At 70.8% G+C, this 20926-nt stretch carries 15 protein-coding genes; 14 read left to right on the top strand and 1 reads right to left on the bottom strand.

Annotation, left to right across the window (positions count from 1 at the left end):
• The first annotated feature begins 76 nt into the window (after positions 1 to 76).
• From ACPWT1_RS19060 to ACPWT1_RS19105, 10 genes are all read left to right on the top strand, one after another.
• A complete protein-coding gene (locus tag ACPWT1_RS19060) occupies positions 77 to 763 on the top strand; it encodes a GntR family transcriptional regulator (protein WP_427912700.1) in 687 nt (228 codons plus the stop codon).
• Positions 763 to 3825: an FAD-binding and (Fe-S)-binding domain-containing protein gene (locus ACPWT1_RS19065; protein ID WP_427912701.1), complete on the top strand. Its 3063-nt coding sequence runs from the start codon at positions 763 to 765 to the stop codon at positions 3823 to 3825. The genes ACPWT1_RS19060 and ACPWT1_RS19065 overlap by 1 nt, the downstream gene beginning before the upstream one ends.
• A gap of 153 nt (positions 3826 to 3978) precedes the next feature.
• On the top strand, positions 3979 to 4959 hold the full coding sequence (locus ACPWT1_RS19070; protein WP_427912702.1) for an LLM class flavin-dependent oxidoreductase: 981 nt from the start codon (positions 3979 to 3981) through the stop codon (positions 4957 to 4959).
• A 49-nt stretch (positions 4960 to 5008) separates the two neighbouring features.
• Positions 5009 to 5461, top strand: a complete 453-nt coding sequence (locus ACPWT1_RS19075) for an N-acetyltransferase family protein (protein ID WP_427912703.1) — start codon at positions 5009 to 5011, stop codon at positions 5459 to 5461.
• 79 nt (positions 5462 to 5540) lie between these two features.
• A complete protein-coding gene (locus ACPWT1_RS19080) occupies positions 5541 to 5858 on the top strand; it encodes a phasin family protein (RefSeq protein WP_427912704.1) in 318 nt (105 codons plus the stop codon).
• A gap of 125 nt (positions 5859 to 5983) precedes the next feature.
• Positions 5984 to 10732, top strand: coding sequence for an ATP-binding protein (locus ACPWT1_RS19085; RefSeq protein WP_427912705.1), 4749 nt, complete (start codon positions 5984 to 5986; stop codon positions 10730 to 10732).
• 72 nt (positions 10733 to 10804) lie between these two features.
• Positions 10805 to 11311, top strand: coding sequence for an HAD family hydrolase (locus ACPWT1_RS19090; protein WP_427912706.1), 507 nt, complete (start codon positions 10805 to 10807; stop codon positions 11309 to 11311).
• 7 nt (positions 11312 to 11318) lie between these two features.
• Positions 11319 to 11852 (top strand): GFA family protein, encoded by a 534-nt coding sequence (locus ACPWT1_RS19095; protein WP_427912707.1) that lies wholly within the window; start codon positions 11319 to 11321, stop codon positions 11850 to 11852.
• Positions 11853 to 11949: 97 nt separating this feature from the next.
• A complete protein-coding gene (locus ACPWT1_RS19100; RefSeq protein WP_427912708.1) occupies positions 11950 to 12603 on the top strand; it encodes a phosphatase PAP2 family protein in 654 nt (217 codons plus the stop codon).
• 229 nt (positions 12604 to 12832) lie between these two features.
• Positions 12833 to 13495 (top strand): DsbA family oxidoreductase, encoded by a 663-nt coding sequence (locus ACPWT1_RS19105; protein WP_427912709.1) that lies wholly within the window; start codon positions 12833 to 12835, stop codon positions 13493 to 13495.
• 13 nt (positions 13496 to 13508) lie between these two features.
• Here the strand turns inward: ACPWT1_RS19105 and ACPWT1_RS19110 are convergent, their stop codons facing one another.
• A complete protein-coding gene (locus ACPWT1_RS19110) occupies positions 13509 to 15728 on the bottom strand; it encodes an ATP-binding protein (RefSeq protein ID WP_427912710.1) in 2220 nt (739 codons plus the stop codon).
• Between the two features lie 147 nt (positions 15729 to 15875).
• Here ACPWT1_RS19110 and ACPWT1_RS19115 point away from each other — a divergent pair, with 147 nt between their 5' ends.
• From ACPWT1_RS19115 to ACPWT1_RS19130, 4 genes are all read left to right on the top strand, one after another.
• A complete protein-coding gene (locus tag ACPWT1_RS19115; RefSeq protein ID WP_427912711.1) occupies positions 15876 to 16646 on the top strand; it encodes an IclR family transcriptional regulator in 771 nt (256 codons plus the stop codon).
• 82 nt (positions 16647 to 16728) lie between these two features.
• Positions 16729 to 18234, top strand: a complete 1506-nt coding sequence (locus ACPWT1_RS19120) for a sensor histidine kinase (RefSeq protein ID WP_427912712.1) — start codon at positions 16729 to 16731, stop codon at positions 18232 to 18234.
• 58 nt (positions 18235 to 18292) lie between these two features.
• The gene (locus ACPWT1_RS19125; protein WP_427912713.1) at positions 18293 to 18979 is read left to right on the top strand and encodes a response regulator; all 687 of its coding nucleotides are present in this window, start codon (positions 18293 to 18295) and stop codon (positions 18977 to 18979) included.
• A gap of 66 nt (positions 18980 to 19045) precedes the next feature.
• Entirely contained in the window at positions 19046 to 20923 is a 1878-nt protein-coding gene (locus ACPWT1_RS19130; protein WP_427912714.1) for a potassium transporter Kup, read from the top strand.
• Positions 20924 to 20926 lie beyond the last annotated feature (3 nt).

Here is a 20926-nt window from a genome sequence, read left to right on the forward strand (position 1 = left end):
AAAATTCCTGTGTCAATGGGGCCTCCCTGTCAATGTTACGTTTGCACGCAAAGAAATCTGCATACAAAATGCCTGCATGTCCGCCGAAGTGATCTCCATTCCCCGTGCCGGCCTGCACGAGCAGGTGGCCACCAGGCTGCGGCAAATGCTGGTGGAAGGCGCCATCGCGCCGGGGGCCAAGCTCAATGAGCGCGAGCTGTGCGAACTGCTGCAGGTCTCGCGCACGCCGCTGCGCGAGGCGATCAAGATGCTCGCGGCCGAGGGCCTGGTCGAACTGCTGCCGCACCGCGGCGCGATCGCGGTCGCCCTGGACGAACGGGCCGTGCGCGACACGTTCGAGGTGATGGGCGGCCTGGAGGCGCTCTCGGGCGAACTGGCGGCCCAGCGGATCACCGACGAGGAACTCGCCGAGATGCGTGCCATGCACTACGAGATGCTGGCCGCCTACACCCGCCGCGACCTCTCGGCCTACTACCGCCTGAACGCCCAGATCCACCGCGCCATCAACGCCGCCGCCAAGAACCCGGTGCTCAGCGCCACCTACGACCGCATCAACGCCCGCCTGCAAGCCCTGCGCTTCCGCTCCAACCAGGACGGGGCCAAGTGGAAGAACGCGGTGCGCGAACACGAACAGATGCTCGAAGCCCTTGCAGCCCGCGACCCCGCCGCCATGCGCAAGGTGTTGGCATCGCACCTGAAGAACAAGCTCGACGTGGTGCTGGAGCTGCTGCACAAGCAGGAGCCCGCACGCAAGGACGCCTGATGAACGCTCCCCTGCCCCTCACCGTCGCCCGCGAAGCGGCGGCCGGCGCCTACGACAAGGTCGCCGCGGTCTCCAACGAAGTGGCGGGCCGGCTGGCAGCGCGCCTGGCCAGGGAAACGCAAGGCGAGGTCCTGTTCGCGCCCGCCGACCGCGGCCGCTACGCCACCGACGCGTCGATCTACCAGGAAATGCCGGTCGGCGTGTTCGTGCCGCGCAGCGCGGAAGACGTGCAGCTGGCCCTCGACATCTGCCGCGACCTGAAGGTGCCCATCGTCGCGCGCGGCGGCGGCACGAGCCAGTGCGGCCAGACCGTGGGCGCGGGCCTCGTCATCGACTACTCCAAGCACGTGCGCAAGGTGCTGGACGTCGACGTGTCCGGCCGCACCGCGGTGGTCGAGCCCGGCATCGTGCTGGACCACCTGAACGCGTCGCTGAAGAAGCACGGCCTCTGGTATCCGGTGGACGTGTCCACCAGCGCGCAGGCCACGCTGGGCGGCATGGCCGGCAACAACTCGTGCGGCAGCCGCAGCGTGGCCTGGGGCAACATGGTCCACAACGTGCGCGGCATCGACGCCTGGACCGCCGACGGCCGCCTGCACTCGTTCGGCCGCTTCGACCAGGCCACGGGCTGGGTGCGCGAGATGGGCGAGCAGGTGCGCACGCTCGCCGAGACGCTGGCGCCCGAGATCGACGCGGTCTGGCCCAAGGTGCTGCGCCGCGTGGCCGGCTACAACCTGGATGTCTTCCGCAACCAGAACCCGAAGCCCTACACGAACGACGGCTCGGTGAACCTCGCGCACCTGCTGGTGGGCAGCGAGGGCACGCTGACCCTCACCCGCAGCCTCACGCTGCAGCTGTCGCCGCTGCCGCAGGCCAAGGTGCTGGGCGTGGTGAACTTCCCGACCTTCTACAAGGCGATGGACTCCGCGCAGCACATCGTGAAGCTGGGCGAAGGAACGCTCACGGCAGTCGAACTGGTCGACCGCACGATGATCGAGCTGTCGCTGCAGAACCCGGCGTTCGCACCGACGATCCGCAGCGCGGTCATCGGCCAGCCCGACGCGGTGCTGCTGGTGGAGTTCTCCGGCAGCGACAAGGCCACCCTGGTGCGCCACCTGGACCTCCTCGTGGAGCTGATGGCCGACCTGGGCCTGCCGAAATCGGTGGTGCGCCTCGAAGACGACGCCGCGCAGAAGAACCTGTGGGAGGTGCGCAAGGCCGGCCTCAACATCATGATGAGCCTCAAGGGCGACGGCAAGCCGGTGTCCTTCATCGAGGACTGCGCGGTGCCGCTGGAGCACCTGGCCGAATACACCGATGCCCTCACGCAGGTGTTCCGCAAGCACGGCTCGCGCGGCACCTGGTACGCGCATGCGTCGGTGGGCACGCTGCACGTGCGGCCGATCCTGGACATGCGCCGCGAAGGCGCGGCCAAGATGCGCGCCATCGCCGACGAGGCCTCGGCGCTGGTGCGCAAGTACAAGGGCGCGTACAGCGGCGAGCACGGCGACGGCCTGTGCCGTGGCGAATGGATCCAGTGGCAGTTCGGCCCGAACATCACGCGCGCCTTCGGCCAGATCAAGCAGCTGTTCGACCCCAACCAGCTGCTGTGCCCGCGCCGCATGATCGATCCGCCGCGCATGGACGACACGCGGCTGATGCGCTTTCCGCCCTCGTACAAGGTGATCCCGCTGCAGCCCGCGCTGGACTGGAAGGTCTGGGACGTGCAGAACAATCCCGCCACCGAGCAGACCACGGCGCCCGGCACCGGCGGCGACCCCGCGCATGGGTACGCCAAGGCGGTGGAGATGTGCAACAACAACGGGCACTGCCGCAAGTTCGACGCCGGCACGATGTGTCCCAGCTACCGCGTCACGCGCGACGAGCAGCACCTGACGCGCGGCCGCGCCAACACGTTGCGGCTGGCGCTGTCAGGACAGCTCGGCCCCGAGGGCATCACGAGTCCCGCGGTGCGCGAGGCGATGGACCTGTGCGTGTCGTGCAAGGGCTGCAAGCGCGATTGCCCCACCGGTGTCGACATGGCCAGGATGAAGGTGGAGTTCCTGCATCACTGGCATGCGAAGCATGGGCGCTCGCTCAAGGACAGGCTGATCTCCGCCCTGCCGGACTATGCGCACAGGGCCGCCCGTTTCGCGCCGCTGCTGAACATGCGCAACAGGAGCCCCTTGCTCGCGAAGGTCGGCGAGAAGCTGCTCGGGTTCTCCGCCCGCCGCAGCCTGCCCGAATGGCAGTCGCAGCATTTCTTCAACCAGCCGCACAGCACCGCGACGCGCGAGGAAGTGCTCGTCGCAGCCAAGCCGGCGGTGCTGTTCGTGGACACCTTCAACGGCTTCTTCGAATCGGCCAACGCGCAGGCGGCGCTGAAGCTGCTGCAGGCCGCGGGCTACACGGTGCACGTGGCGGCCAAGACGCGCGAGGACGGCAAGCACCTGTGCTGCGGCCGCACCTACCTCGCTTCCGGCGACGTCGCCGCGGCCAAGGCCAAGGCGCAGGAAGTGGTCGAGGCGCTGGGCCCACTGGCCGAGCGCGGCATCCCCATCGTCGGCCTGGAGCCTTCGTGCCTGCTCACGCTGCGCGACGAGCACCTGTCGCTCGGCCTCGGCAACGTGGCGAAGACGATCGCGGGACAGGCGTTGCTGCTGGAAGAATTCCTGGCGCGTGAACTGGCGGCCGGCAAGCTGGAGACGCTGCGCGACAAGCTGCGGCCGGTCGAGCAGCCGATCCTGGTCCACGGACACTGCCACCAGAAGGCGTTCGATGCGGTGTCGCCGGTGCTCAAGCTGCTGCAGCTGCTCCCGGGCGCCAAGCCGCAGCTGATCGAAAGCAGCTGCTGCGGCATGGCCGGCGCGTTCGGCTACGAGGCCTCGCACCACGAGGTGTCGATGCAGATGGCCGAGCTGAGCCTGCTGCCCGCGGTCCGGCAGGCGCCGGATGCGATCGTGGTCGCCGACGGCACGAGCTGCCGGCACCAGATCCACGATGGCGCGGGCCGCGAGGCGGTGCACGCGGCGGTGCTGCTGGCGAGGCAGCTGGCAGCCTGAGCGGGCTGCTCACGCGTGGAAAGGGTGTCATCCCGGCGAAGGGCCGGGATCCAGCGACGGCGCTCGAACCCGGCGCGCGGCTGGATGGCGGGTCAAGCCTGCAAGGACAGCGCCTGACCTTGCGCTGGCGTTTGCCGGCCCCATGTGCCTTCGATGACCACTCTCTCCGTCCTCGACCTGGCGCCCATCCCCGAGGGCGGTGACGCTGCCCAGTCGTTCCGCAACACCGTCTCGCTGGTCCAGCACGCCGAGTCGCTGGGCTACCGCCGCTACTGGCTCGCCGAGCACCACGGCATGCCCGGCATCGCCAGCGCGGCGACGTCCGTGCTGATCAACCATGTCGCCAACCACACGCGCTCGATCCGCGTCGGCGCGGGCGGCATCATGCTGCCCAACCATTCGCCGCTGGTGATCGCCGAACAGTTCGGCACGCTCGAGGCACTGCATCCGGGGCGCATCGATCTCGGCCTGGGCCGCGCGCCCGGCTCCGACCCGATGACGGCGCAGGCGCTGCGCCGCAACCTCGACACCAACCCGGACCAGTTCCCGCAGGACGTGGTCGAACTGATCGACCTCATGTCCGACACGCCGAGGCAGAGGATCGCTGCCGTACCGGGCCGCGGCGCCAAGGTGCCGGTGTGGATCCTCGGCTCCAGCCTGTTCGGCGCGCAGCTCGCGGCGATGCTGGGACTGCCCTATGCGTTCGCCTCGCACTTCGCACCGGCGCAGCTGATGGATGCGCTGGCCATCTACCGCTCCACCTTCAAGCCTTCCGCGCAGCTGGATCGCCCGCACGTGATGCTGGGCTTCAACGTCGTCGCCGCCGACACCGACGCCGAGGCGCAGGTGCTCGCGACGTCGCTGCAGCAGGCCTTCGTCAACCTGCGCAGCGGCCGGCCGACGCGGCTGCCGCGGCCCTTCCCCGGCTATGCCGAGCGCCTGGGGCCGCAGGAGAAGGCGCTGCTCGCCAGCGTGCTGGCCTGCACGGCCATCGGTTCGGCCGACACGGTGCAACGCGAGCTGCGCGCGTTCGTCGAGCGCACCGGCGCCGACGAGGTGATGGTCACCTCGCAGATCCACGACCACGCCGCGCGCCTGCGGTCCTACGAGATCACGGCCGGCGCCCTGCGCTAGGCGCCTGGCTCGCCGCGCCGCGGCCAGGGGCGGCGGCACAATGCCGCGCATGGCCATCGTCATCCGTTCCGTCCTGCCCAGCGACCAACCCGCATGGCAACGCCTGTGGCGCGGCTACTGCGACTTCTACGAGGCCAGGGTGCGCGACGAGGTGACCCAGCGCACCTGGACCCGCATCCTCGATCCCGACTCGGGGATCATGTGCCTGCTGGCCGAGGCCGACGGCCAGGTGGTGGGATTCGCGCACTGCGTGGTGCACGAGAACACCTGGGAGACGCAGCCGGTGTGCTACCTGGAAGACCTGTACGTCGATCCCGCCGCACGCGGCCGCGGCGTCGGCCGCGCCGTGCTGGAGTGGTTGCGCAATTCCATGCGCGCCGAGGGATGGGCGCGCCTCTACTGGGTGACGCACAAGGACAACCGGCCGGCCCGCGCGCTCTATGACGAGTTTGCGCAAGCCGACGACTTCGTGCGGTATGTCGTGAAGCTCCCGCCGGCCTGACAAGTTCTCACACTGTCGCGTTCATGGCTGAGTTGGGTGGCGCCTAGACTCCGCCCCCTCATCCACGAGGAGACTCAGCATGCGACCCATCGCCACCAGCCGTCCCGCCCCCGCGACCATGGCCAGTGAACCGCTCGACCTGTTCTCCCGTGCCACGTCTGCCATGGTGCGCGCCGGTGGCGACGTGCAGCAGCAGCTGGCGCGCAGCACCGGTGCGCTGAACCAGCAGGCGATGCGCGAGCTGCGGCATGCCACCAACCCGGGCGAGATCCTCGCCGTGCAGACCGCCCTGATGCTGGCCGGATGGCAGCAGTCGATGGCGTGCTCGCGGACCGTGGCCAATGCGTGGCGCAGCGCGCTCGAAGGCACGCCGCGCGGCGGCCCGGCACGGCCCTGATCGCGGGAGCCGGCTGGCTCATCCATGGCACAGCGGCATCGCCGCTGCCCGTTTGATTCCATCGTGACGCTGAGGCCAAATAGCGGCCCGCACCTGTGCAGAGGCATCCGGTGCAGGACGACTGCATGCCATCCATGAGCGAGTCCACGCACGTACCCATCGCGTCTCCCCGCGCACCGCAGACGGCGGCCGGCGGAACCTCGCTGCTGGCCGGCGCGACGGCGAAGGCGCGTGCCATCGCCGACAGCGACATGGCGGCGGCCATCTCCGGCTTCGACTGGGCGGCCACGCCGCTGGGGTCGACCGACACCTGGCCGCAAAGCCTGAAGAGCACCGTGCGCCTGCTGCTCGGGTCGCGTTATCCGGGCTTCGTGCTTTGGGGCCCGGAGCTCACCGCGCTGTACAACGACGCCTACATCGAGGTGCTCGGCGCGCGGCATCCGTGGGCGCTGGGCCGCAGCTTCCGCGAGACCTGGGGCGAGATCTGGAACGTCGTCGGCCCGCAGTTCGACGTCGTCATGCAGGAAGGCAGCGCCACCTGGAACGACCGCGTGCTGCTGGTCATGGAACGCAAGGGCTACACCGAGGAGACCTACTTCACCTTCTCGTACAGCCCGTGCTTCAACGACCAGGGCGAGGTGGGCGGCGTGTTCTGCATCTGCACCGAGGAGACCGGCCGGGTGCTCGGCGAACGCCGCCTGCAGAGCCTGCGCACGCTGTCCTCGGCCCTGCTCGATTCGACCAGCCCGGTGCAGGCCTGCGAGAGCGCCGTCGCCGCACTCGCCTCCAACACCCACGACCTGCCGTTCGCGCTGTTCTACCTGCAGGATGGGCCGGTGGCGCGCCTGGTCGCGCAGACCGCGAACGTCGCCGCCCAGCCGCTTCTCGGGCCGGCCGAGATCGAGGTGGGCGACGGCAAGCCGTGGTGCTTCGCCGAAGTGGAGGCCACGCGCCAGCCACGCCATGTGCCCGGCATCGATCGGCTCGCGGCGGTGCCCGCAGGGCCCTGGCCGGAGGCGGTGCGCGATGCCCTGGTGCTGCCGCTGCCGTCGCCCACGCCGTCCACGCCCGCGGGGTTCCTGATCGCGGGACTCAATCCGCGTCGCCCGCTGGATGCGGACTACGACGACTACCTCACCCTCGTCGCCCAGCAGGTGGCCGGCGCCATCGCCGATGCGCGCAGCTTCGAGGAGCAGCAACAGCGCTCGCGCGCGCTGGCCGAACTCGATCGCGCGAAGACCACGTTCTTCTCCAACGTCAGCCACGAGTTGCGCACGCCGCTGTCACTGGTGCTGGGCCCGTTGGCCGACCTGCTGGAGGACGCGGGGCTGGATGAAGGCGCGCGCCAGGCACTCACCCTGGCGCAGCGCAACGGCCGCCGCCTGCAGCGGCTGGTGAACACGCTGCTCGACTTCTCGCGCATCGAGGCCGGCCGCATGCAGGCCCGGTTCCAGCCGGTCGACCTGTCCGCCTTCACCGCCGAACTGGCCAGCTTCTTCGATTCGGCGGCGCGCAAGGCAGGCCTCGCGCTGCAGGTGGACTGCCCGCCCCTGCCGCAGCTGGTCTACGTGGACCGCTCGATGTGGGAGAAGATCGTCTTCAACCTGCTGTCCAACGCGATCAAGTACACGACCGCAGGCACGGTGCAGGTGCGGCTGCGGGCAGTGGGCGCCACGGCACGGCTCGAGGTGCAGGACACCGGGCTGGGCATCCCCGAGGCTTCCCTGTCCCGCGTCTTCGAGCGCTTCTACCGCGTCGAAGGCGCACAGGGCCGTAGCATCGAAGGCACGGGCATCGGCCTGGCCCTGGTGGCGGAGCTGGCCCGCATGCACGGCGCGCAGCCGGAGGTGGAGAGCCTGCTCGGCGTCGGCAGCACGTTCAGCATCGCATTGCCGTTCGGCCACGCGCATCTTCCGCCCGCCCGGGTCGCGCACACGCCGGCCCCGATCGATGTGCCGCCCGCGCACGCCGTCGGCTGGCTCGACGAGATGGAGGCGTGGCTCGCCCCGGACCTGTGGGAACAGGATGCGGCGGACACCGGAGGGTCGCTGGTCAGCGAGCCCGGCGCGCCGTGGGAACCGTCGCCCCGGCAGGGCCAGCGGGGCAACGTGCTGCTCGTGGACGACAACGCCGAGATGCGTGGCTACCTCGCGCGGCTGCTCGGTCGCGAACACGATGTGCGCACCGCCGGCGACGGCTGGCAGGCGCTGCAGCGCATCGCCGAAGGCATGCCGGACCTGGTGCTCACCGACGTCATGATGGGCCGCATGGACGGCTTCACGCTGCTGCAGCGGCTGCGCGCCGATCCGGCCACCGCCACCCTGCCCGTCATCATGCTGTCGGCCAACGCCGCCGAGGACGCGCGCGTGCAGGCACTGGACGCCGGCGCCGACGACTTCCTCGTGAAGCCGTTCCACGCGCGCGAGCTGCTGGCGCGCGTTTCGGGCACCCTGCGGCTGGCGCAGGTGCGGCGCGAGGCGGTCGAGCGCGAGCAGCAGCTGCGTGCCGAGGTCGAGCAGGTGCTGGAGAGCATCGCCGAGGGCTTCATCGCGGTCGATCGCGACTGGCGCTTCACCTACGTCAACGCCAGCGCCGAGAAGATCTACGGCCGGGCGCGCGAGGCGCTGCTGCACATGACGCTGTGGGAGGCCTTCCCGGAGCTGCTGGGCTCGCCCTTCGAGGGCCCGTTCCGCCGCGCCATGCACGACCGCGTGCCGGCCAAGCTCGACGCGCCCTACGACCCGCTGGGCGGCTGGTTCGAGGTGAGCATCTTCCCGGTCGCCTCGGGCGGCCTGTCGTTCCACTTCTGCGACGTGCTGCAGAACCGTCTGGTGCACAAGGCGCTGCGTGAAGGCGAGGAGCGGCAGCGCTTCCTGTCCGACTTCGGCCAGCTGGTGCAACGCATCGAGGATCCGCGGGCGGTGCTCGATGCGGCGGTGGGCGCGCTGGCGCTGCACCTGCAGGCGGACCGCTGCGTGTGGGCGCTGCTGGACGCCCCGGCGGGCACCGCCCAGATCTGCGGCGAGTTCCGAGCCAACGGCATGGGATCGCGCCTTGGCCCGGTGCTGCTGCGTGACTACAACCGAGAGCAGGGGAAGGCCATGCTCGAAGGCAGGCCGTTCGTGGTGCACGACGCCGCGACCGATCCGCGACTGGCTGAGCAGCGCGCGAGCTACGCACAGGCTGGCATCGGCGCCAAGGTCGTGGCGGGCGTGCTGCGCGGCGAGCGGCTGGTGGCCGCCATCGCCGTCCACCAGCGCGGCCCACGCAACTGGTCCGACGCCGAGGTCCAGCTGGTGCAGGCCGTGGCGGCGCGCTGCTGGGAAGCCTTCGAGCGCGCCCAGGTGCAGCAGCGCCAGCGCGAGAGCGAGCAACGCTTCCGCGACATGGCCGAGTCGTTGCCGCAGATCGTCTACGTCACCGACGGCGCCGGCACGCCTGAATTCGTCAACCGCCAGTGGCATGCCTACACCGGACTGGCGACGGCCGCACGCGAGGACGTCGCGGGCGCCGCTCATCCCGACGATGCGGTCGTGCTGTTCGCGCGCTGGACCGAGGCCTTCGCCACCGGCACCCCGCTGGTGTGCGAGTTCCGGTTGCGCGATCGCGCCGGCAACTACCGCTGGTTCCTCACGCGCGCCGTGCCGATCCACGACTCGCGCGGCCGCGTGGTGCGCTGGTACGGCACGTCCACCGACATCGACGAGTCGCGGCGCAACGCCGAGGCGCTGGCGCAGGCCCACGCGGCGCTGCAGCAGGTGGAGCGTCGCAAGGACCAGTTCATCGCGACGCTCGCGCACGAGCTGCGCAACCCGCTCGCGCCGCTGCGCAACGGCGTGCAGCTGCTCGCGCTGGGCGGAGGCCCCGATGGCGGCGCCCGCGTGCAGGCGATGATGAAGCGGCAGATCGACCAGCTGGTGCGGCTGGTGGACGACCTGCTCGAGGTCTCGCGCATCACCTCCGGCAAGGTGGCCTTGCAGCGCGCGCGGCTGGACATGGCGGACCTGCTGGCCGGCACGGCCGAATCCAGCCGACCGGTCGTCGAGACCGCGCGCCATTCGCTGCACGTCGATGTCGACGCACTGGGTGGCCAGATGGTCGATGGTGACCCGCTGCGCCTGGGGCAGGTGTTCGCCAACCTCCTGAACAACGCCGCCAAGTACACCGAGCCCGGCGGGCACATCACGCTGCGCGGCTGGCGCGACGGCGCCGAAGCCGTGGTGCAGGTGCAGGACAACGGCCTGGGCCTCGCACCCGAGATGCTCGAGGAAGTGTTCCAGCCTTTCGTGCAGGTGGACCGCTCCGCCTCGCGCGCGCAGGGCGGCCTCGGCATCGGCCTGTCCATCGTGCGCAGCCTGGTCGAACTGCATGGCGGTTCGGTGCGCGCCACCAGCGGCGGCGCCGGCCAGGGCAGCACGTTCGAAGTGCGCCTGCCGATCGCCGCCGGGCCCGAGCCCGCGCAACCGGGCAGCACCGCCGCGCCGGTGCGGGCGCCGAACACCGGCGGGCCTTCGGTGCTGGTGGTGGACGACAACCACGACGCCGCCGACAGCCTGGCCTACATGCTCGAGATGATGGGCGCCAGCACCCGCGTGGTGTACGGCGGCCCCGACGCCGTGACCGCGGTCGAGTCCGAGGCGCCGGCACTCGTGCTGCTGGACATCGGCATGCCGGGCATGGACGGCTACGAAGTGGCGCGTCGCCTCGCGTCGCATCCGCAGCGCGCGAAGATGCTGCTGGTGGCCCTGACCGGCTGGGGCCAGTCCGAGGACCGCCAGCGCACGCGCGAAGCCGGGTTCGACGAACACCTCGTGAAGCCGGCCGAGATCGACGTGCTGGAAGTGCTGCTCGCGAAGGCCGCGAAGGGGCGATAGCCCTCTTCGTGTCGTCGCGGGCTTGACCCGTGGGGACCGCGGTGCCGGAAGCAGCCGCGCTATAACCACTCCGTGCAACCCACCTTCACCCCTCCCATCCGCGCCGTCTGCTTCGACTGGGGCGGCACGCTGATGTCCGAGGCCGGCCCGGCCGACATGCCGATGGGCGTGTGGCCCGAGGTGCGGGCAATGACCGGTGCCCGGGACGCATTGGCCATGCTGCACGGGCACGTGCCGCTGTGCATCGCGACCAACGCGTCGGTCTCGGACACGTCGCAGATCGAGCGTGCGCTGGCGCGCGTGGGCCTGGGCCAGTTCTTCTCGCACGTGTTCTGCTACACCGAGCTGGGCTGCCGCAAGGACCAGCCGGCCTTCTGGCGCGCCGTGTCGGAGCGGCTGGACGTGCCCGCCACGTCCATCGCGATGGTGGGGGACTCGCTCGACCAGGACATGCGCGGGCCGGCGCGCTTCGGCGTCCAGAGCGTGTGGTTCAGCGCCACCGCGGCGCTTGGCGAGCGCGACGTGCCGCGCGTGGCCCAGCTGCCCGAGTTCGCGCGGCTGGTGTTGCAGGCGCTGTGAGCCTCGCATGACGACAGCGACAGCCCCCTTCCCCCTCGACGGCGGCTGCGACTGCGGGCAGGTGCGCTACCGGATGCTCGACCGGCCGCTGTTCGTGCATTGCTGCCACTGCCGCTGGTGCCAGCGCGAGTCGGGCGCCTCGTTTGCGCTCAACGCGATGATCGAGGCCGATCGCGTGGTGGTGCTGGCCGGCGCGCCGGAGCTGGTGCACACGCCCTCGGCCAGCGGCCAGGGCCAGGACATCGCGCGGTGCCCGCGCTGCAGGATCGCGGTCTGGAGCCACTATGCCGGGGCCGGGCCGCTGGTGTGCTTCGTACGCGTGGGCACGCTGGACGAGCCGGACCTGGTGCCTCCGGACATCCACATCTTCACCGCGAGCAAGCAGCCCTGGGTGCTGCTGCCGCCCGGCGTTCCGGCAGTCGCCGAGTACTACGAGCGCGAGCAGCTGTGGCCGGCGGCAAGCCTGGCGCGGCGGCAGGTGCTGCTGCCGCGCATCGAGGCGTACCAGGTGACGATGCGGGCGCGCAGCGCGCCCAGGTGATTCCCGGCTGGCACTTTTGCGCGGCATCGCGCGCGCCGGCGTGCAACTCGTCGCGGCCTGCACTGCCGGGCTGGGCCAGCCGGTAGCATCGCGGGCCATGTCGTTTCCGTCCCTGCCCTCCGGCGCCTGGCATGTCGTCACCCGCTTCGGGGAAGCCGGCATCCTGATCCCCTGCGCACTGCTGCTGGCGGGCTGGCTGGCGCTGGCCACGCGCGAGTGGCGCACCGTGCTGGCCTGGCTGCTGCCGCTGGCCGCGGCCGTGGCACTGACCACTGCGTCCAAGATCGCGTTCATGGGCTTCGGCGTGGGCATCGCCAGCCTCGACTTCACGGGCTTCTCGGGCCATTCGATGTTCGCCGCCGCGGTCTACCCGATGCTGGCCCATGCCGCCACGCGCCGGCTCGGCCGCGGCTGGCGCATCGGGGCGGTGGGCCTCGCCTATGCGTTCGCGCTGGCGGTGGCGGTCTCGCGCGTGCGCCTGGACGCGCACTCGCCGTCGGAGGTGGTGCTGGGGTTCACCTTGGGCGCGGCCGCCAGCGCGACGGCGCTGCTGGCGCTGCGGCACGCGCAACCGATGGCGTTGCCGCGCGTGCTGGCCTTCGGCCTCGCCTTCTGGCTGGCGTGGACGCCGCGGGAGCCGGTGCTGCTGCCCTCGCACGCAATCGTCACGCGCGTGTCACTCAAGCTCAGCGGCCGTTCGGTGCCGTACACGCGCGCCGACCTGCACCGCGGCCGGCACTTCGCCTCCTGACCGCACCAAGAAAAGGGCCCCCACGGCGCGAACCGCGGGGGCCGAAGATTGGCGGTGTTCAGGCCAAGCACTTTTCCCACCTGAAGGGGAGCCACACGCCAACGCTGGTGATTCTGCAAACGAACGCCTGACTGGAACCTGTTCGCCGCGACGCACGCAATCAGGCAAGGCGAGGGGGCACGCCGGCCCGGCCGCTGCACGCCGGAGCGGTGCGCACTACCATCGCGCGATGACCGCCACCCTCAAGATCGATTTCGTCTCCGACGTCGCGTGCCCCTGGTGCGCCGTCGGCCTGGGCTCGCTGGAACAGGCGCTGCGGGAGCTCGACGGCGAGATCACGGCCGAGCTGCGCTTCCAGCCGTTCGAGCTCAATCCGCACATGGGCCCCGAAGGCCAGGACGCCACCGAGCACCTGGCGCAGAAATACGGCTCCAGCCCCGAGCAGCAGGCGGCCAACTGGGAGGCGCTGCGCCAGCGCGCCGCGGCCGTCGGCGTGCCGTTCAAGCGCGAAGGCCGCCGCCGCGTCTGGAACACCTTCGATGCGCACCGGCTGCTGCACTGGGCCGGCGAGATCAACCTGCGCGCGCAGCTGGCGCTCAAGAAGGCACTGCTGCACGCGTACTTCGGGGAGGGTCGCGGGCTGGCCGACCACCAGGTGCTGCTCGACGCGGCCGAGGCGGCCGGGCTCGATGTCGAGCAGGCGCGGACCATCCTCGCGGGCGACACCTACGCCACCGAGGTGCGCGAGCGGGAGCGCTTCTACACCTCGCAGGGCATCCACGCGGTGCCCTCGGTGATCGTCAACGAGCGCCACCTGATCCAGGGTGGGCAGCCGCCCGAGGTGTTCGCGCGCGCACTGCGGCAGATCGCCGCCGAGGAAGCGCCCGCCTGAAGGCTGGCAGTCGCTAGGCCGGCAGCGAGGTCGGCGCGCCGCTCACGGCGGCATGCAGCGCCGCCAGCAGGTCGTCGACGCCGTACGGCTTGCGCACCACGCGCACGCGCACATCGGGCTGGTCCACCGAGTAGCCGGTGGCCACCAGCGCCGGCAGATCCGGCAGGTGCTCGCGGCACCAGGCGACGAGGTCCAGGCCGGTCAGGCTGCCCGGCATCACGACGTCGGTGAACAGCACGTCGAAGCGCGCGCCGCTCTCCAGCAGGGCTCGCGCTTCGTCGGCGGATCGGCACAAGGTGACGCGATGCCCCTCGCGCTCCAGCGCGGCGGGCACGACCGAGCCGACCAGCACGTCGTCCTCGGCCATCAGCACGTGCAGCAGGCGATCCGGCCGCGGGCGCGGCGCGGCGGCGGGTTCTCGCACGGCGGCACCGTCGATGGCGGCCGGAAGGAACAGGCTCACGCGCGTGCCCCGGCCCACGACGCTCTCGATGCGCACGTCGCCGTCGGACAGCTTCGCGAACGCCTGCACCTGCGGCAGGCCCAGGCCCGTGCCCACGCCGGGCGCCTTGGTCGTGAAGTACGGCTCGAACACCCGCGCGAGCGTGGGCGCATCCATGCCGAGTCCCTCATCGACCACGTCGATGCGCACCAGGGCCGGCTGCATCGTGTCGGACGCAGCCACGCCCGTGGCCTCGATGGCGACGGTGCCGCCCTGCGGCATCGCGTCGCGCGCGTTGAACACCAGGTTGAGCAGTGCCAGTTCGAGCTGGGTGGGATCGGCCAGCACCGGCGGCGTGCCGGGTGCGACCTGGGCGACGAGGCGGATCCGCTCGCCGGCGGCCTTGGCCGTGAGTTCGCGGCTGTGCAGCAGCAGGTCCTCCAGCGACACGGGCCGCGGCAGCAGGGCGTGCGGTCGTCCGAACGCCAGCATCTGCCGCACCAGGTCGGCCGCCTTGCCGCAGGCCGACAGCGCCGCGCCCAGCGCGCGGCTGTGCGAGCCTTCGTGGACCGTGCGCTGCACGACCTGCAGGCCCATGCTGATGGTCTGCAGCAGGTTGTTGAAGTCGTGCGCCACGCCGCCCGTGAGGCGCCCGATCGCCTCGTGCTTGCGGGCCTCGAACAGCTTGGCCTGCGCGACCTCGGCCGCCTGCACGGCCTCCGCGACGCGCGCCTCCAGCACCCGCTCGGTCTGCTGGATGCGCACGCCGGCTGCATGCAGCGCCGCGCTCACGTCGTCGAGCTCGCCCACGCCGCTGCGCAGCACCGGCGGCACCTGCTCGCGACCCAGGTCGGCCGCCGCCGACTTCAGCTGCAGCACCGGCTGGCTGATCCAGCGCGCCGACAGCATGGCCAGCACCAGGCCGATCAGCAGCAGCACGCCCGACACGGCGACGGCCTGCAGGGTCAGGCGCTCGGCGGTGCGACGCAACGTCGCCATCGGCAACGCGACGACCGCGTGCCAGCCGTATGCATTGCGCCGCGCCACGTAGGTGAGCGAGGCCACGCCATCGAGCGTCAGCGTCTCGAGGAATCCCGAACCGCCGCGGTTGGCCAGCTCGCGCAGCGGCGTGTAGCTGGCCGTGACACCGAGCCAGCGCGCCGGGTCGCGGCTGCGGGCCATCACGCGCTGCTCGCGGTCGATGACCGACGACACGCCCCCGGCCGGGGTCGCCTGCCGGTCGACGATCGCCTGCACGTCGTCCGGCGGGAACGGCACGCCGATGTTGAACTCCGGCGGGTCGCGGCTTGCTTCGGGGACGTACAGCGCGATCGCAGGCCGGCCCGAAATCGGGCCCTGGGGCACGAAGAACACCTGGGGCCCGCCGGTCACGAACGGCGCGCCAGGCAGCCGCTGCACGCGTCGCCGCTCGGGCAACCCCGTGTAGACGTACTGCTGGGTGCGGTCCACGAGGATGACCGTCGCACGGGTGCCCGCGGCCGCCTGCCGCGCCTGCTCGTCGAACTTCGCGAAGTCGCGTTCGCGCACCGCGCGCGTGACGGCCAGGGCTTGCGCCAGGACCCGGCGCTTGTCGAGTTCCGCTTCGATGGCAGAGTTCAGGTTGTCGGCGACCTGCCGCACGCTGTCGCGCGCGAGCCGCTCCTGCTGCACGTAGGTCGAGCGCGCCTGCAGCGCGAGGCCGGCGACCGCAGGCACCCACACGGCCAGCACCAGCAGGATCAGCCGGGTCCGGATGGACGCGGGATGCCGGGAGGGACGGGGCAGGCGCACCTCGTCAGTCTAGCTGAGCACCGTCCAGTCACTCCGTCGCATCGCAGTCGCAGCTGCGTTACACAGCCGTCGCACATGCGATGTGCCTCTATGATAGTGACCACTCCGTCTCCGCGCCGATGCCCTCGTCCACCACCTGCCGCATCCATGCAGCCGTCCACCGATGAATTCGTCCGCGAGGCAGCCCAGACGATGGCTGTCCTGGAAGCCTTCAGTCCGGTCTTCCCGGAACTCGGCATCAAGGAGATCGCGCAGCGCGCGTCCCTGCCGCCCGATGTCGTCCGCGGGTTGGCGGTCACGCTGTGTGAACTGGGCTACCTGCGGTTCGAGGCCGCCAGCGGCCGCTACCGGCTCGGCGCCAAGCTGGTCGGCATCGCGCGCAGCTTCCTGGGTGCGCGCGGCGTCCGCGCCGCGGCGCACGGCCACATGGAAGCAATGGTGGCCCGCCTGCGCGCCCCGCTCGCGCTGAGCGAGCGCGACGGGCTGGAGATGATGTACCTCGACTACGTGCGCGGCGACGCGCCCGTGCTCGTGCAGCACCGCGTCGGCACCCGCCTGCCGATCGCCACCTCGGCGTCCGGCCGCGCCTGGCTGGCCAGTGCGCCGGCGGTGGAGGTCGACGCGGTGGCGCGGCAACTCGCCGCCCGATCGGTGCACGGTGGCACGCCCCTGGAAGAACACCGCGCCAGGGCGCAGCACGACCTGCAGACGCTGGGCTTCACGCGCTCGTACGGCGACCTGAATCCGGAAGTGAACGCGGTGGCGGTGCCACTGCACTCGCCGATCGATGGCCTGCTGATGACGTTCAGCGTCACCTCGCCGGCCATGCTGGTGCCGGCGCGCCGCTGCGACGCGGAGCTCGGGCCGGCGCTGGTGCAGATGGTGGCGGACGTGGTGCGCGATCTCACGGCCGGCTGAGCACGCGTGGCGTGGCGTGCGTCCACGGGGACGTCACGCCCTAACACCATCCTGACGCGGCCGGTGCTAGCCTGCATCGGCAATGACGCCCAGTTCCGACCTGCACCTCGTCGAGCCGCCGCCCGACCGGCCGCGGCGCGACGCTGCCATCGTGCTCGCGTTGATCGCAGGCGCCACGGCCATCAACCTGGCCCTGGATGGACGCGCAAGGCTCACCAGCCAGGCGATGCTGTACGTGCTGGCGGTCGTGCTCGCCGCGTACACCGTCTCGCGCACGGCCGCCCTCCTCGGCGCCATCGGCGCGGCCCTCTGCCTCAATTTCTTCTTCATCGAGCCGCGCTACACGCTGCAGGTGGACGCACAGGAGAACGTGTCGGCGCTGGTGGCAATGCTGGGCGTCGCGCTCGTCATCAGCCACCTCGCCGACGCGTCGCGACGGGACGCCGAGGCGGCGCGCCGCAGTGAACGCCGCGCGCGCCAGCTGCAGGAGCTGGCAGCGGAACTCGCCGACGCCTCCAGCGCCGCCGACGTGCATGTGCTCGCGCAACGGTATCTCGCTCGCGCCTTCCCGGGTCCTTGCCTGGTTGCCCTGCTCTCGCCCGAGGGCAAACTGCAGCTTCCCGAGGACCACCGCACCCTGCGCGACGGCATGCTGGCCTGCATCCGCGAGGCGGCCGTCCTCGGGCCCGGGACGGGCCGGTGGCCGGGCCTCGGCGCCTGGTACCTGCCGCTCGCATCCGAGCGCCACATCGCGGGCGCTGCGTGCGTGCAGGACGTGCGTGCACGCGACGTTGCCGGCCTGGACCACGCGCAGGCCATCGCTGCCCTGGCCGGACAGGCCCTCTGGCGCATGAAGCTCGCCGCTTCCGTGCACGAAGCCGAGGAGCAATCGCAATGGCACAAGGCGCAGAACACGTTTCTCGCCGCCATCTCGCACGACTTCCGCACGCCGCTCGCCTCGATCATGGCCGCCGCCACCTCGCTGGAGATGCAGAGGCACAAGCTCCCGCCCTCCGAGCAGGAGCGGCTGCTCGGCACTATCGTCGGTGAGACGACGCACCTGGTCCGCCTGACCGACAACACGCTGCAACTGGTGCGGCTGGAGAACGCCGGTGAGCTGGTGCTGGACTGGCAGTCGGTGGAGGAGATCGTCGGTGCGGTGCTGGCGCGGGTGCGCGCGCGCGATGTCTCGCGGCGCATCCACTCGCAGGTCGATACCGGCCTCCCCCTCATCCGGGCGGACTCGGTGCTGCTGGCGCAGTTGCTGGAGAACCTGCTGGACAACGCGCTGAAGTACAGCGCCGACGCGATCGAGCTGACCGCGTCGCAGCGGGGCGGGCACATCGACATCGCGGTCGACGATCGCGGTGATGGCATCGCGGCCGGCGAGGAACTGGTGATCTTCGAGCCGTTCCGTCGCGGTGACCGGGCCGGCCCGCGGGGCACCGGTCTCGGCCTGGCCGTGTGCCGCGCGATCGCACGTGCGCATGGCGGCGAGCTGGCCCGCGTGCCACGTTCCGGCGGGGGCAGCAGCTTCGTCCTGCGCCTTCCCGTGGAAGCCGTGCAGCCGGTGCCGGAAGCCGCATGAGCCGCCGGGCCGCTCCCAAGGCTCATGGCACCGCGGCCCGCAGGGCGGAGGTTATCCAATGACCCTGCAGGTCCTGGTCGTCGAGGACGACCGCGAGATCCGGACCCTGCTGCAGTCCTCGCTCGCCGCGGAAGGCTTCGAGGTCCGCACCGCGGTGTCGGTGAGCGAGGCGTCCGCCTTGCTGCGGCACGCGCAGCCAGACATCGTGCTGCTCGACCTGGGACTGCCGGATGGCGACGGCGCCGACCTCGTGCGCGACATCCGCCGCCACCACAACCTGCCGGTCCTGGTGGTGTCGGCGCGCCACCAGGAGGCCGAGAAGGTCAAGCTGCTGGACGCCGGCGCCGACGACTTTCTCACCAAGCCGTTCAGCGTCGGCGAGTTGCTGGCCCGCATCCGCGTCTCGCTGCGGCATCGCGGCACCACGGTCGATCCGAGCACGCGCGTGCACGAGCATGCCGGCCTGCGCATCGACCTGGACGCGCGTCGCGTCACCGTGGACGGCGACGCGGTCCACCTGACCCCGACGGAATACAACCTGCTCGCCCGGCTCGCCCGCCATCCCGGAAAGGTGGTGACCCACCGCCAGCTGCTGTCGGACGTGTGGGGGCCGGAGTTCACCGAGCACACGCACTACCTGCGCCTGTACATGGGACAGCTGCGGGCCAAGATCGAGCGCGACCCCGCCGAGCCACGGCACCTGCTCACCGAAACTGGCGTCGGCTACCGCCTCGCCGCAGGCTAGTGTCCATATGCTTTCCTGACGCTGCAGTTCACACACTCGCCGTTCTCCAACAACCCGGGAGCGGCAATGACGACGACAGTGAAACGGGAGAGCCAGGCGGCCCTGACCCTCGGCGCCCTCGGCGTCGTGTACGGCGACATCGGCACCAGCCCGCTGTACACGATGAAGGAGGTCTTCAACCCCGCGCATGGCCTCGCCCTCGACACGGCCAACCTCGTGGGCGCGGTGTCGCTCATCGTCTGGGGCCTCTTCTTCGTCGTGACCCTCAAGTACGTGCTGCTGATCCTGCGGGCGGACAACAACGGCGAGGGTGGCATCGTGGCCCTCACGGCGCTCGCGGCAAAGGCCGCCGGCAGCACACCGCGACGGAGGCTGGCCCTGCTGCTGGTGGGCGTCTTCGGGGCCGCGCTGTTCTACGGCGACAGCGTCATCACGCCGGCCATCTCGGTGCTGAGCGCCGTCGAGGGCCTGGAGGTCGCCACGCCGGCGCTGAAGACGTTCGTGCTGCCCCTGTCGCTGGCCGTCCTCATCGGCCTGTTCGCGATGCAGCGCTTCGGGACGGGGACCGTGGGCAAGTTGTTCGGCCCCGTGATCGGCGCCTGGTTCCTCGTGCTGGCCACCGTCGGCATCGTGCAGATCGCGCGCCACCCGGCGATCCTGGCCGCGCTCGATCCGCTGAACGGCCTGCGCTTCGGGCTGCGACAAGGCTGGCACGTGTTCGTCATCCTGGGTGCGGTGGTGCTCGCGTTCACCGGCGCCGAGGCGCTGTATGCCGACATGGGCCACTTCGGCAAGCGGCCGATCCGCATCGCCTGGACAGGGCTGGTGCTGCCCTCGCTGGCGCTGAACTACCTGGGCCAGGGCGCGCTGCTGCTGCGCGAACCCGCTGCGCTGGAGCAGCCCTTCTACCACCTGTTCTCCGATGCGATGCTCCTGCCCGCGGTGGTGCTGGCCACGGCCGCCACCATCATCGCCTCGCAGGCAGTGATCACGGGCGCCTACTCGCTGACGCAGCAGGCGATCCAGCTGGGGCTGCTGCCACGCATGCAGACGATGTACACCTCCGCGAAGGAGATCGGGCAGATCTACATTCCGGTGGTGAACTGGATGCTGCTGGTGGCCGTGGTGCTCGCGGTGCTCGGCTTCGGCAGTTCGTCCGCGCTCGCGTCGGCCTACGGCATCGCGGTGACCATCACGATGTTCACCACCACCCTGCTGACGTACTTCGTCGTGCGGCGTGCATGGCGCTTTCCGCTGTGGCTGGCCAGTGGCGCGACGGGCATCTTCCTGGCGGTCGACCTCGTGATGGTCGTGGCGTGTTCGCTGAAGTTCATGGAAGGCGGCTGGTTCCCGCTGGTGCTGGGCATGGCGCTGTTCACGGTGATGGCCAGCTGGCGCCGCGGCCGCGAGCTGCTGTTGCGCAGCATCACGCAAGGCGACCCGCAACTGCTGCCGTTCCTGGAGGCCCTTGCCGCGGAGGGCATGCCGCGCGTGCGACGCACCGCGGTGTACGCGGTCGCCAATCCCGACACGGTGCCGCAAGCCCTGCTGCACAACCTCAAGCACAACCAGGTGCTGCACGAACGCAACCTGATTCTCACCGTGGTGTTCCAGGACGTCCCGTGGGTGCCCGAGCGCGAACGCGTGGCGACGCAGCCGCTGGTGCCTGGCTTCTGGAAGGTGACGGTGACCTACGGCTTCAAGGACATCCCCGACATCCCGGCGGCCCTGGTCCGCTGCGACTGCGGCGAGCTGCCGATCAACCTGTTCGAGACCACCTACTTCCTCAGCCGCGAGACCATCATCCCGACCCGGCAGCCGGGCATGAAGCCGTGGCGCGAGAAGCTGTTCGCGTTCATGGCGCGCAATGCCGGCAACATCGCCGACTTCCTGCGGCTGCCCGACAACTGCGTGATCGAGCTGGGGACGCGGGTGCAGATCTAGTGC

This window comes from Ramlibacter sp. MMS24-I3-19 (assembly GCF_050320135.1).
Classification (GTDB): Bacteria; Pseudomonadota; Gammaproteobacteria; order Burkholderiales; family Burkholderiaceae_C; genus Ramlibacter.